Source organism: Dyadobacter jiangsuensis (assembly GCF_003014695.1).
Lineage (GTDB): Bacteria > Bacteroidota > Bacteroidia > Cytophagales > Spirosomataceae > Dyadobacter > Dyadobacter jiangsuensis.
Genome location: NZ_PYAS01000007.1, coordinates 207,870 through 222,398, shown reverse-complemented (window position 1 = coordinate 222,398; position 14,529 = coordinate 207,870). Strand labels below are relative to the sequence as shown.

The 14,529-nt window shown below is 53.2% G+C and carries 10 protein-coding genes; all 10 read left to right on the top strand.

The features are described 5' to 3' along the window. The first annotated feature begins 166 nt into the window (after positions 1-166). On the top strand, positions 167-955 hold the full coding sequence (locus CLV60_RS16140) for a DUF4097 family beta strand repeat-containing protein (RefSeq protein ID WP_106596403.1): 789 nt from the start codon (positions 167-169) through the stop codon (positions 953-955). 23 nt (positions 956-978) lie between these two features. Further along, a complete protein-coding gene (locus CLV60_RS16135) occupies positions 979-1,677 on the top strand; it encodes a DUF4097 family beta strand repeat-containing protein (protein WP_106596402.1) in 699 nt (232 codons plus the stop codon). Between the two features lie 297 nt (positions 1,678-1,974). Further along, positions 1,975-2,565 (top strand): RNA polymerase sigma factor, encoded by a 591-nt coding sequence (locus tag CLV60_RS16130; protein WP_106596401.1) that lies wholly within the window; start codon positions 1,975-1,977, stop codon positions 2,563-2,565. Between the two features lie 221 nt (positions 2,566-2,786). Further along, positions 2,787-3,743, top strand: coding sequence for a FecR family protein (locus CLV60_RS16125; RefSeq protein WP_106596400.1), 957 nt, complete (start codon positions 2,787-2,789; stop codon positions 3,741-3,743). Positions 3,744-3,915: 172 nt separating this feature from the next. Further along, a complete protein-coding gene (locus CLV60_RS16120) occupies positions 3,916-7,443 on the top strand; it encodes a SusC/RagA family TonB-linked outer membrane protein (protein ID WP_106596399.1) in 3,528 nt (1,175 codons plus the stop codon). A gap of 2 nt (positions 7,444-7,445) precedes the next feature. Further along, positions 7,446-8,924, top strand: a complete 1,479-nt coding sequence (locus CLV60_RS16115) for a RagB/SusD family nutrient uptake outer membrane protein (RefSeq protein WP_106596398.1) — start codon at positions 7,446-7,448, stop codon at positions 8,922-8,924. A gap of 121 nt (positions 8,925-9,045) precedes the next feature. Next, positions 9,046-10,692: an amidohydrolase gene (locus CLV60_RS16110; RefSeq protein ID WP_106596397.1), complete on the top strand. Its 1,647-nt coding sequence runs from the start codon at positions 9,046-9,048 to the stop codon at positions 10,690-10,692. A gap of 93 nt (positions 10,693-10,785) precedes the next feature. Continuing rightward, complete coding sequence (locus tag CLV60_RS16105) at positions 10,786-12,378, top strand: amidohydrolase (protein ID WP_106596551.1); 1,593 nt, start codon at positions 10,786-10,788, stop codon at positions 12,376-12,378. Between the two features lie 353 nt (positions 12,379-12,731). After that, on the top strand, positions 12,732-13,400 hold the full coding sequence (locus CLV60_RS16095; RefSeq protein WP_106596396.1) for an ABC transporter ATP-binding protein: 669 nt from the start codon (positions 12,732-12,734) through the stop codon (positions 13,398-13,400). Continuing rightward, positions 13,366-14,529, top strand: coding sequence for an ABC transporter permease (locus CLV60_RS16090; RefSeq protein WP_170118788.1), 1,164 nt, complete (start codon positions 13,366-13,368; stop codon positions 14,527-14,529). Before CLV60_RS16095 ends, CLV60_RS16090 begins: the two co-directional genes overlap by 35 nt.

The following is a 14,529-nucleotide window of genomic DNA, read 5'->3' as shown; positions in this document are numbered from 1 at the left end:
TTGTACCAGGGAATGAATTCCCTGGTTGGAAATATGGTTCGGGCCTCTGGCCCTGGCGCAACGATATTTTGGCCAGGGATTTCAATCCTTATTTTGGCCAGGGATTTCAATCCCTGGTTCCCGGGCCTTTTAAAAAGCAATTAGTTAATTTTTATATATCAAAACCATGAAAAAAGTACTGTTAATCAGTGCGGGCTTCCTTTGGAGCCTGAGCATTGCGTGCGCCCAAAACCTCGAATACAAAACCAAACTGGCCAATTCGAAAGATAAAAAGGTAGTGTTCGAGCTTTCGGCCAGCACGGTGAAGATCGAGGGCTATAATGGCGACGAGGTCATTATCCAGGCATCGTCCGGTTTCGAGGCGCCGCCGGATAGGGCGAAGGGGCTGAAACCCTTGTATTATACGGCGGTTGATAATTCCGGCATTGGCTTGTCGGTAACGCCCGATGCGTCTGGGCTGAAAATCGAGAAGGCGACTCGCAAATCGATCAAATACACGGTTAAACTGCCGCGGCAGGTTGCGGTGAAGTTCGTGGAAACCAACTGGCAGGGCGGATCGGGGCTTTCGATCTCGAATATGGACGGCGACCTGGAAATCAAAACCAACAATACGAACATTGTCCTCAACAACATTACCGGTCCCGTGGTGGCGAATACCACGAGCGGAGAGGTAACTGCTACGTTCACGAACCTCGCGCAAGGCAAGCCGACGGCCATTTCGTCGATCAGCGGAGACGTTGATATTACCTTACCTGCGACGGCGAAGTCGAACCTGAAACTGCGGTCGATCAATGGGGAAATGTACACGGATTTTGATCTAGGCGTAAAAAACAGCAAAGACGGCATGTCGAAAGTAGGCGGTATGGCCAATGTCGACGGGGCGATCAATGGCGGGGGCGTAGAAATGACGCTCAACACGATCAGCAGCAACATTTATATCCGCAAGCAGAAATAACACCCAAACCTGCATCTATTACCATGAAAAAGATATTGTTATCAGCCATTCTGGGCGTGATATGCGCGCCCTCTTTTGCCCAGAAAATCATCGATAAAAGCCTGCCGTACCAGTCGGGCAAGACCGTGAACCTCAATTTGCGCTTCGGCGACAGCATTCGGGTGCGTTATTGGGACAAGCAGGAAGTTTCGGTGCATATGTCCGTGAAAATCAATCAGAACAAACTGAATGATGCATTCCGGGTTACCGATATGACTACGGCCGACGAAATTGTCCTTAAAACGGATATTGATAAGGAAAAGATAAAAGAGGGCAAAGGCGAGGACTGTCCGGGAGAAAAAAGCACATGGAGCTCCGATGACGGCAAGAACCGCTACTACGTTTGCAGCGAGATCAACTATCAGGTAACCCTTCCTCGCAACGCCAAGCTGAAACTCGAAACCATCAATGGGAATATCGATATTCAGGGCGCTACTGCGGCGGTGGCCGCCAAAACGATTAGCGGGTTTGTGGATATGAGCTGGCCGAAATCCAAAGGCGCCAATGTTGCCGTGAAAACTGTTACCGGTGAGGTGTATTCCGACCTCGATATCGACTTCGGTAACAAAAAGGAGAAAAACCCGATCGTGGGTTACCTGCTGGAAGGCAAAATCAACGGCGGTGGACCGGACGTGAAACTGGAATCGATCAGTAACAATGTGTACCTGCGCAGGAAAGACTAATCAGGAATGTTGTAGTGAAGGGCGTCGCCGGATTCCGGTGGCGTCTTTTTTTGTCAGGTGTAGTCAGGAATGGTCAGGTGTTGTCAGGTGTTGTTGGGTATGGTCCAGGTTTGTCTGGTGTTGTCAGGTGTATTCGATATATTATTTCAACTATTTTATAAAAATCATAATTATACTAATGTATTTATTTGAATTGCAAAATTAATATCGTATCAAATTTTAAAACCTTGAAATTTTAATGAATATGTGCCTAAATTAGGGAAACGATATTTGGCGGTATAAAAGACAACCTCAACGATGGACGCGCTCGAAGAAACTGTTTTGCTGAAAGACCTCGCTTCGGGAGACAGCAAGGCTTTCGACGAGGTGTACCATTACTATCGGGGAGAAATAAACCGTTATGTTTTCAAATTTGTCAAATCGACCGAGCATACCGAAGACCTGTGCCAGGAGATCTTCCTGAAAGTATGGGAAAAGCGGGAGACGCTCGCCAACCTGCACTCATTCCGGGCTTACCTGTTTACGGTGTCCAAAAACCGTGTGCTCGATTTCCTGCGTCATGCGGCTACTGAGCGCTCGGTGCGGGAAGAGGTAATCCGAGCGTCGCTGCAACATGCCAGCCATGTGGAAGAAGCATTGCAATCGGAAGAATATCAGCATTATCTGCAAAAAATACTTCACCAGCTCTCCCCGCGCGACCAGGAGGTGTTCCGCCTCTGCCGGGAAATGGAGCATTCCTACGACGAAGCCGCCGAAGTACTGGGCGTCTCGCGCAATGCGATCAAAAAGCACATGGTCAAGGCGATCAAATTCCTCAAATACTCGGCACATAAGAGCTTTGGGTTGTCGTTCAACTCGATCGTTGTTTGCGTAATGGTGGTTTGGTGAATAAGGATGGTCATGTGTGGTCAGGAATTGTCATGTATTGTCAATAGTAGTCAGGAGTAGTCATGTATTGTCATTTGTAGTCATGTATTGTCATATGGTGATTAACCCTGACCACACCTGACCACACCTGACAATTCCTGACCAAAAATGACAAAAAATTTTTGACCGAGGGGGTACCCTAACACCCGCCTCGCCCGTCTTCACCATAAATAGCCGGAAAAATGGAGGACAAGAGATTCCTGGAAGAACTCGTCAAACGTTATGTTGCCAATGCGTTGAGCAGGGAGGAGCTGGATATTTTCTTCCGTTTGATGGCCGAAGGTAAACTCGACGAACCGCTTGCCAAGCAACTCGACCAGGAAGCCGGGGCGGAAACGGAAAGTGTGATACCGCTGCGGCGACAGCCGTGGATAGCTGTTTCCCGGACATTCCGCATTGCGGCATCGGTATTGCTGGTGCTCACATTGTCGTTCTTCATTTGGAAACATAATGCCTTTCAGCTCTTTGGAAATACGATTTCAGTAACCACTGATAAAGGCGAGCGTAAGGAAATAAAGCTTCCGGACGGTTCGACGGTCTGGCTCAACGAATCGAGTAAAATGGAGTATCCAAGGCATTTCGCGGAGCACCAGCGGAAAGTTGTCCTGCTCGATGGTGAGGCTTACTTCGATATCAAAAGGGACGAGTCGAAGCCATTCTTCGTGGGAGCTTCCGGTACTACGACCCGCGTTTTGGGAACGGCATTCAATATCCGGTCCTATCATTTTTTGAAAAGTATATTGGTTACCGTTACTCGCGGAAAGGTGGAGGTGGAACGGGCGGGAGGTGCGGCCGCGCCGGAGCGGAAGATATTGTTACCCAATGAGCAGGTGTCTTACGATGTGAGGACCCGCGAGATTAAAAAAGTGAACGTAAACAGCGCCAATGCCGTGGCGTGGAAAGAAGGCAGGCTGCTGTTCGACAACGAGAGCTTCGCCAACGTGATCGCCATTCTGGAAAACAAATTCGATGTAAAGATTCAGGCAGAGGAATCGATACGGGAATACCATATGTCTGCCGAATTTGCCTCTACCGACTCCCTCCCTCGCATACTCGATCTGCTATCGCTCGCCAACAACCTGGAATACCGTTTGGAGAACAATCAGATAACGCTTAGCAAAAAAAGAAGACCCATTTGAACCCGGTGCCTATGTAATGAACGACTGCCCTTCAATGCAAAAAATCCGGCAAGCCTGAGCCTGCCGGACCGAGTGATAGTGAAAATCAGAACGTAACGCCAATCACTGACTGATCTTGCTATCCGGAAGCTGGAATTAATGTTTCACGATTAACCCCAACTCATTCAAAGGTATGAAAAATTGTACCAGAAGTTTACTGTCCATGCACAAATGGACACGCCTGACCACGTTCTTCTTACTTTTCGTGCTGCTGGTAACACTGCCCACCGTGCGGGCGGGAGTGGATGCCAGGCAAAGTCTTCAGGAAGTGACGATCGACCTCACACTCCGCGACCGGAGCCTGAAAGAGGCATTCAATCTGATCAAGAAAAAGACCGGCTTCAAGTTTGTGTATAATGAAGAACTCGTGGCGCCGTACCGCGTCAATATCGCCGTGAGCCGAAAGCCGGTGGACGAGGTGCTCGACGAACTCCTCGGCCCTACACGCCTCGATTACCGCGAGCAAAGGGGCACGGTGGTGATCGTGGAAAAAGACGCGAAGACAACCGGCCAGATCCAGAAAACGGAAATCCTGCTGGCGTCGCTTGTGCGCCCTGCCGACCGCGAAATATCGGGTGTGGTTACCGACAACGACAATGGCGAGGCATTGCCGGGTGTGGCGGTGTTGGTGAAAGGAACGTCCACCGGTACGATTACCGATATGAATGGCAAGTATATCATCAAGGTCTCCGATTCCGGTGCACCGGTGCTCGTGTTCTCGTACGTGGGTTACGTGGCGCAGGAAATGGCCGTAGGTGGCCAGTCGGCGATCAATATTAAGCTGGCGAGCAGTACCAAGCAATTGAATGAGCTCATGGTTGTCGGGTATGGTACGCAATCCAAGGAGGAATTTACCGGTTCGGCGGCGCGGGTTTCGGGGGATAAATTGAAGGATATGCCGGTGCAAAGCTTCGACCAGGGACTGGCCGGACGCGCTACGGGCGTGAGTATCGGTCAGCCGAACGGCGTGCTGAACAACCCGCCGGTGATCCGGATACGAGGCATTAACTCCATTTCGCTCAGCTCGTTTCCGTTGATCGTGGTAGATGGTATTCCTATTAACACCGGTGACGTTTCGGCTAACTCCACGGTAGCGAATAACCCGCTGGGGGATATTAATCCGGCTGATATTGAATCCATCGACGTGCTGAAAGACGCTGCCTCCACTTCCATTTACGGTTCACGTGCGGCTGCGGGTGTGCTCCTGATCACGACGAAAAGCGGCAAAACCGGGAAGGCGAAAGTGACCTACGAAGGCTGGACGGGGATGACCAAAGCTACCCGGCTGCCTACGATGCTGAATGCGCAGCAGTTTATGGATATTAAAAACGAAGGTGTGATGAATGCCAAGATCCTGGGCGGCAATGCGAACAACGACGCCGTGGCTTCGGCGCTTTTCTTTCCGATTATCCAGGAGGACGGCTCCATTGTGAATACCAACTGGTACGACAAAGTGTACCAGACCGGCGTTTCGCAAAACCACAGCATTAGTGTTTCCGGCGGCTCGGAATCGACGAAGTATTACTTTTCCACGAATTACAGCAATCAGAAAGGTATCCTGAAAACCAATCAGTTTACACGGAAAGCGGCCCGTTTCAATATCGATCACAAGCTCAATTCGTGGTTGTCATTTTCCGGAAATATCAACTATAATACAAGCCTGAACGCATCGCCGAACACCGGTTCGCTGAGCGGTAATGCATTTGGATTGGTAGGTTCCGCCCGTCTGGCCTGGCTTTCGGCCCCGAACGTGTACGCGGTAAATCCCGACGGCTCTTACAACCTCAGCGCTTCCAACACGCTGGGCATGGGCAACAACAAGGTGGCGAGTAACTTTTACAACCCGGTTCCATTGCTGGATTTGAATAAATACACCTCCGAAAACGATCGCATTATTGCCAATTTCGGCGCTACTGTCAAGATTTTCAAAGGCTTGCAATACAAAATGAGCTACGCCATGGACCGTCTGAAAGTCGAGAATGTGAGTTTCAACAGCCCGGTACATGGCCCCGGAAACTCTTCCAACGGCAGCGCGACCAATAGCAGCAGGCTGATCAGCAACTGGAACTGGACGAATACATTGAACTACCAGACCACGATTGCGACCAATCACAACATTTCACTACTGGCCGGTTATGATGTGCAGAAATTCGGTACATCGAGCTGGGGCGCGACGCGCACGCAGCTCTCGGACCCGTTCTTCGACGAGTTTCAGGGTAGTTACGGACAAATCTCGCCGACTGCGAATGTGTTGACGGAGAGTGCATTGGTTTCGGTATTTTCCCGGTTTACCTATGATTTTAGCAAGAAATACTTTTTCACGCTGAACTACCGCCGCGACGGTAACTCGGCGCTGGGTAGCGGCAAGAAATACGGGAATTTCGGCGGTGTATCGGCGGGATGGAGCATTTCGGAAGAGGATTTTTACAAACAGTCCAAACTGGCCGATATCGTGAGCAGCGTGAAACTGCGCGCCAGCTGGGGACGCGTGGGTAACTCGGGCGTGAGCGCATACGGCTCGCTCGCATTGTACGAGTCGAACCTGTATGCCGCCGTGCCTACGTGGAATTTCAGCCAGGGCGGTAACCCCGATCTGGGCTGGGAAACGAGCAACCAGACCAACGTAGGGGCCGACGTGAGCTTCCTGAGCGACCGTATTACCCTCGAAGCGACTTATTATGCCAATAGTGTCAACGGGTTGATCCTCAACGTGCCGCAGTCGCCTTCCAAGGGTATCCCGGGCGATGCGATATTCATGAACATCGGCGCGATGTACAACCACGGTATCGAGCTGGGCCTGAATGCCAACATTATCCGTAAAGGCAAGCTGAGCTGGAATGCGAGTCTCAATTTTACCCATAATAAAAACAAGGTCACCGAGCTGTACGGGCAGGGTACCGAGCTGGTGGGAACCACTTCCACGGCAGCGGAGGCGACCAACATTACCCGCGTGGGCTATTCGGTAGGGAGCTTGTACGGGGCGAAAACGGACGGTGTGAATCCTGAAAACGGTCAGCGCGTCTTCATCAACAAGGCGGGCGAACGTGTGCAGTACAGCCACGTGGTACCTGCGGGGGGCAGCCGCTGGACTTATCTGGACGGCTCTCCCGCACCTGCCATTGCGGTGGACGATTACTACTTGCTCGGTAATGCACTGCCGACCTATTATGGTGGTTTTATCAATAATGTCAAATATGGGCAGTGGGACTTGGGCGTGAACTTCACCTATTCCGGTGGTAACCTCGTGATGAATGGTACCAAAGGAACCTGGCGCGACCAGCGCTTCTGGAATAACACCACCGAGGTGCTCGACCGCTGGACTACGCCGGGGCAGGTGACCAACATCCCGCGCGTCGTGTACGGCGATTTGCTTTCGAACGGCTCGTCGTGGCCGATCTCGGAAAATGCCGAGAAGGGCGACTTCCTCCGGTTGCAGTCGGTTTCGCTGGGTTACCGCGTGCCGGGGCCGGTGCTGAGCAGGCTGGGTCTGAGCTCGGTGCGGTTGTATGCGCAGGTTTTCAATGCATTCATCCTTACGAAATACACCGGAACCGATCCCGAGATTTCGGTCAATGGTAATTCCAACACGACCCCGGGTGTGGAGAAAAACTCCATTCCACAGGGCCGCACATTCACATTTGGTTTAAACCTCGGTTTCTGATTATGAAAAATATCCTCAAAAACACTCCTATGAAGCCTGTGAATACGCTGCTGTTCCGGCTGGCCTGCATGGCATTGCCACTGGCGGCCCTGATGACCTCATGCGATGAAAAGGAACTGTTGAACCCGGTACCGAACATTGCCTTGCAGGATGCCTACATTTTCGACACGCCCGCCCGCGTGCTGGGGCAGGTGAATGGCTTGTATGGTGCGATGAAAATTGGTGGCCTGTATGGCGGCCGTTACCTGATGCTGGCGGACATTCGCGGGGAGGAGTTTATCAACCGTACGCAGAACGTCTTTACGGGTTATGATGCGTGGAGCCATACCGTTACTTCCGGTTCGAATGATGCTTCTTCTGCATGGGGCACGTCCTACACCGCCATTAACTCGGCCAATCTGCTGATCGACGGCCTTCCGAAACATCCCGATGTGGTGGATGCGGCTACGGCTGCGCAATACATAGCCGAAGCGAAGTTTGTGCGGGCATTCTGCTATTTTGGATTGATTACCCGCTATGCGCAGCCTTATGTGAAGGACAAAGGTGCCTCGCCGGGTATTCCGCTACGCTTGCAGGGCGAGAGTACACCGGCCAACAATGATCTCGCGCGCAGCACGGTGGCCGAAGTGTACGGCCAAATCCTCAAAGACCTCGATGATGCGGAGGCCAGCTTGCCCGCCAACTATTCGACGGCGCTTCTGAATACCACCCGTGCGCACAAAAATACCGCTGTTGCCCTGAAAACGAGGGTCTACCTAACCATGGGCGATTACGCCAAAACGGTTACGGAAGCGAAGAAGATCGTATCGGATGCTGCGCCATTCAGTGCACCGGCCGGGGTGAAACACCAGTTGCAAGCGAACATTACCACGGTGTTTTTTACGGATTATACCACTGCCGAGTCGATTTTTTCAATGCCGATGACCGCCCTCAACCTGGTAAGCGGCCAGAATTCGCTTGCCTACGAGTATAACCTCAATTTGGAATACAACCTGAACCCGACGGGCATTCTGGGTGAACCGACCTGGCCGGCTACCGACGTGCGCAAGTCCGCATTTACGCGGGTAGCGGGCGGACTGACGTATTTGAAAAAATACAACCAGACCAACCCGACGACTGATTATGTGCCGCTGCTTCGCTATTCGGAAGTGTTGCTGAACTATGCCGAGGCGCTTGCCAAAACAGGGGACCTGGCCAAATCGGCAGAGCTGCTGAAAGCGGTACGTACGCGTTCGGATGCTGCCTATGTATTTCCGGCAGCAGATATCGCCACCGCCGACGCATTGGTGAAAACGATCTGGACCGAACGCCGCATCGAGTTCCTGGGCGAAGGCTTGCGCTCGAACGACTTGCTGCGCAACCTGCTCACCATTCCCGCGAAAGGCAGCGGCGGACTTTCGGCTCCGTCCATAGCTCCCTCGCAGCCGGAGTACATCTTCCCGATCCCGAATGCGGAATTGTCAACCAATAAATTAATCTAGTACTGTGATAGTGTCGTCAGACATGCCCTTCGACTCCGCTCAGGGTGACAATGCTTTTTGTCACGCTGAGCGCAGCGGTCCGCCGCAGCGGTCGAAGCACGGTGCAAAAACGTAACACGCAATGAAGACATATAGATACATAACCAAATGCCTGGCAGCGTTAGCATTGCTCCCTGCCCTGGCAAATGCCCAGGTAAAACTTACCCCTGCCAAAATCGACGCACTAAAAACCGAGCTCGCCAAAGACATCGATGGCCAGAAGAAGTTCACGCAGGAAATGGTCGACATGATTTTCAGCTTTGGTGAGCTGGGTTTTCAGGAAACCGAAACTTCGAAATACCTGACAGATATTCTCCAAAAGAACGGATTTACGATCGAGCAGGGCATTTCGGGCATTCCTACTGCCTGGACGGCCAAATGGGGATCGGGGAAACCGGTGATCGCGGTAGGCAGTGATATTGATTGTATTCCCAAAGCATCGCAGAAACCCGGCGTGGCTTACCATGACCCGATCATTGAAGGTGCTCCGGGGCATGGTGAGGGGCACAACTCGGGTCAGCCCCTGAATGTGACAGCGGTACTGGCATTGAAAAAGATCATGGAACGTGAGAAAATCCCCGGTACCATTATGCTCTGGCCGGGTGTGGCGGAGGAGCAATTGGCTACCAAAGCCTACTTTGTCAGAGATGGTTATTTCAAAGACGTCGACGCGTGTATTTTCACGCACGTAAGCAGTAACCTCGGTACTTCCTATGGTGATGGGGGCGGCAATGGGATGATTTCCGTCCGCTTCGATTTCGAAGGTCAGGCCTCGCACGCAGGTGGCGCACCCTGGCGCGGGAAGAGCGCATTGGATGCGGTGGAACTGATGAATATCGGCTGGAACTACCATCGGGAGCACATGGAAACCACCCAGCGCTCGCATTATGTGATCACCGACGGCGGCGACCAGCCCAATGTGGTGCCGTCCAAAGCATCGGTATGGTACTATTTCCGTGAGCGCAGCTATCCGAAGATCACGCAGATGTACAAAGACGGCATTCGCATTGCCGAGGCGGCAGCGAAAATGACCGAAACCAAAATGACCTACGAAGTGCTGGGCAGCGCCTGGCCGGGGCATATGAACCAGCCGATCGCAGAGGCGATGTACGAAAACATTAAAGGTGTGGGCCTGCCGCAATGGAGCGAGGAGGACCAGAAACTGGCCCGCGCATTGCAAAAAGAGGTGGGGAGCCCTGCTGTCGGCTTCGGTGGCGAGCGGGCGAACGATGGGTTGAGCACTTCGCTCAGCCAGTTGAGGAAGCCGATGGCGACCGCGTCGTCGGGCGGGGGAGGGTCGGATGATATTGCTGATATTTCCTGGAATTTGCCGACAATTGTCCTTGGTTACCCGGCCAACATTCCGGGTTTGCCCGGACACCATTGGGCCAATGCCATCGCCATGGCAACGCCTATCGCGCACAAAGGAGTTACCGCAGGCGCCAAGGCGGAGGCCATGACTTTGCTCGACCTTTTTGTAAAGCCCGAAATCCTGGCGAATGCCTGGAAGTATTTCAATGAGGTACAAACCAAGGATACGAAGTACACGGCCCTGATTTCGAAGACCGACAAACCGGCTGTGCACCTGAACAAGAAGATCATGGAGGAGTTCCGGCCGGAGATGAAGAAATATTATTACGACCCTGCCAAATATCCCACCTACCTCGAACAGTTAGGTATTAAATATCCGACGATTCGCGGGGAAAGTAATTCAGGTACAGGTAAATAGGTTAATACTCAAACGCTTCCAGATATGCTTTTAAAAACAAATGGTTTGTTCCGGAGAATGCGGCATTGGGGATTGGGCTGTGCGGCATGTGCGATGCTGGCTTTACCGGCGGAAACGAGGGCGCAGGTAAAAATGCACCCCGCCAAAATAGACGCGCTGAAAACGGAGATGGCCAGGGAGATCGACAGCCAGGCGAAGTTCACCCAGGAGATGATCGATATGGTGTTCAGCTTTGGTGAGCTGGGTTTCCAGGAGTTCGAAACTTCGAAATACCTGACGGATATTCTGAAGAAAAACGGCTTCACCATCGAGCAGGGTATTGCGGGCATTCCTACGGCCTGGACGGCCAAATGGGGATCGGGCAAGCCGGTGATCGCCGTCGGCAGTGATATTGATTGTATTCCAAAGGCTTCTCAGAAGCCCGGTGTCGCTTACCACGACCCGATTATTGAAGGCGCGCCGGGCCACGGCGAAGGGCACAATTCAGGGCAGCCGCTCAATATTACCGCGGTGCTGGCATTGAAGAAGATCATGGAGCGCGAGAAAATACCGGGTACCATCATGCTCTGGCCGGGTGTGGCCGAAGAGCAGCTCGGTACCAAGGCATATTATGTTCGTGATGGCTTTTTCAAAGGTGTGGATGCCTGCATTTTCACCCACGTGGCCAATAACCTCTCGGTTTCGTATGGCGACGGCGGGAACAACGGGATGGTGTCGGTGCAGTTTAACTTCGAAGGACAAGCCTCCCATGCGGGTGCGGCACCCTGGCGCGGGAAGAGCGCGCTCGACGCGGTGGAGCTGATGAATATCGGTTGGAACTTTCACCGCGAGCATATGGAAACCACGCAACGGTCGCATTACGTGATCAAAGACGGCGGCGACCAGCCGAATGTGGTGCCTTCCAAGGCGTCGGTGTGGTACTATTTCCGGGAGCGGACCTACCCGAAGATTACGCAGATGTTCAAAGACGGTATCCGCATTGCCGAAGGCGCTGCGCAGATGACCGAGACCAAAATGACCTATGAAGTGCTCGGGAGTGCCTGGCCGGGGCATTTTAATCAGGCCATAGCCGAAACAATGTATGAGAATATCAAGCGGGTAGGCTTGCCGAAATGGTCGGAAGACGACCAGATCCTCGCCAAAGCGGCCCAAAAGGAAATGCAAAACCCGGAAGGCGGCGCGCTGGAAACCAATGGCCTGGCTACTACATTGAGCCAGCTCTCCAAACCATCGGCTACACCCAACACGGGTGGCGGTGGCTCGGACGATATTGCCGACATTTCCTGGAACCTGCCGACGGTCGTATTGCGCTACCCGGCCAACATTCCGGGTCTGCCGGGCCACCATTGGGCCAATGCAATCGCCATGGCCACGCCCATCGCTCACAAGGGCGTTACCGCAGGGGCCAAAGTGGAGGCAATGACCTTGCTGGACCTGCTCGTGAAGCCCGAAGTGCTGCGCTATGCCTGGGATTATTTCAATAATGTCCAGACCAAAGACGTGAAATACAAAGCCCTCATTTCCGACACCGACAAGCCGGCGATCCATCTCAACGAAAAGATCATGTCCGAATTTCGTCCGGAAATGAAGAAGTACTATTACGATCCGACGAAATACGCCACCTACCTCGAACAGCTCGGGATCAAATATCCGACGGTGCGGGAAGCGGGTGGGACGGGGAAATAGGTTTCGGTATTGCCGGAAGCGATCGACGTTAGTCGATAGGCCAAAGCCAGCCACGGAGTGGCTTCCTGTTTGTAGCAAGAGATTTAATGCCAAAGCGCCAGACTCCGTCAGGAGTCGCCTGATGACGCACCGCCTGTGCCAAGGAGGCACCTACGGAGCCTGGCGATTGATTTGCAATGCAGTTTCTATAAACAGAGTGCTCCTCCGGAGCCGCGGCTTGTGTTTTGATTGATCATTTAAAATACATTTCCTGTTGACTAGCGCCTAACAGCCAAGCCGGATAGGGCCTGACCATACTAGACCACATCTGACCATTCCTGACTACTAATGACAACACCTGACTAAACTGCCCAATGCTGCAAACATCCCTTTTGACCAAAACCTTCGCGAACGGTACCACGCTCCGCTTCCCCGACTGGAAAGTCGCTCGCGGCGAGCAATGGCTATTGCTGGGCGAATCTGGTAGCGGAAAAACGACTTTGCTGCATCTGCTCGGCGGATTGTTGCGGCCCGCATCGGGACGCGTGACGGTGAATGGAACCGATTTGTACGCACTGCCCTCGCGGACGCTCGATCGCTTTCGAGGGCGGCATATCGGGATCGTTTTCCAGCAGCCGCATTTGATCCGCAGCATGACAGTGGAGGAGAATTTGCTTCTCGCGCAAAGTTTCGCGGGAATCGGGAAGGACGTTGTGAGAATCAGGGAGGTGCTGAATGCGTTGGATATGGACCACAAGCGGCGAGCCTACCCGCAGGAGCTCAGCCAGGGGCAGGCGCAACGCGTGGGCATCGCGCGGGCGCTCGTGAACCGGCCGGCATTGCTGCTCGCGGATGAACCTACGAGCAGTCTGGACAATCGCAATGCCGATGCTGTGATTCGCCTGCTGTCGGACCTGGCCGCTTCGCAAGGTTCCACACTCATTATTTCCACGCACGACGACCGGGTTAAGGAGGCTTTTTTCAGGGATTTTATGTTTGAACTCCACCATGAACGCATTTCAGATCAGTTGGAAAAATCTTAAAGCCAATCGGCTGACGCTCGTATTGAACCTGCTGCTGATCGCATTTGGTACGGGCATGCTGGCGATGCTTTTACTGGGCATGAACCAGGTGGGCGAGCGGCTGCGCGACAATGCGCGGGGTGTGGATCTCGTGGTAGGGGCGAAGGGTAGTCCGTTACAGTTGATATTAAGCAGCATTTACTTGATCGATTTCCCCACCGGCAATATCAGCGAAGAAGACGCGCATTCGCTCTCCGCTCATCCGATGGTGAAAAAGGCAGTACCGCTGGCATTGGGCGACAACTACGCCGGGTTTCGCATTGTGGGGACCGATACAGGTTATGTGAGCCTGTATGGCCTGGAACTGGAAGCAGGGCATTTCTGGGTAAAACCGTTTGAAATCGTCATCGGGGCCGAAGTAGCCCGGGCTCAAGGACTGAAAGCCGGCGACCGCATTTACGGGTCGCACGGGCTGACGTCGGACGAGGATCTGCACGACGACCATCCTTATGTGATCACAGGGGTATTGAAAAAGAAGGGGAATATTGCGGACAATCTGGTGCTTACCAGTCTCGAAAGCGTCTGGGAAATGCACGGGACGGACGGGGCGCGCGAGATTACGTCCATGCTCCTGCAATACCGGTCGAGAATGGCGATGGTGGCGTTGCCGGCGATGATCAACCGCTCGACGGCCATGCAGGCGGCCTCCCCGGCAAAGGAAAGTGCGAGGCTGTTTGCCTTGATCGGCGTTGGTGTGGACGCGGTACGCTGGTTCGCGGTCGCACTAATGCTGCTGGCGGGCGTAAGCGTTTTTGTGAGCCTTTACAACTCCCTGCGCGAGCGTGTGTATGACCTCGCGGTCATGCGGGTAATGGGGGCGTCACGAGAGGCGATTTTTGCTATGATCATGCTCGAAGGGACGTTGCTGACCACTTTGGGCTCTCTTGCCGGGATATTGTTGGGGCACGTTGCATTGCATGCGATAGGCCATTGGCAAGGCTCGCCGCAGGCACGGATGGACGGACTCTATTTTTTACCGGAAGAAGCCTGGCTGCTGGCCGCGGGCCTGCTCATCGGGCTAGTGGCGGCATTGTTGCCGGCCATACAAGCCTACCGGACCGATATTTCTGAAACCATGTCGAAAATTTGA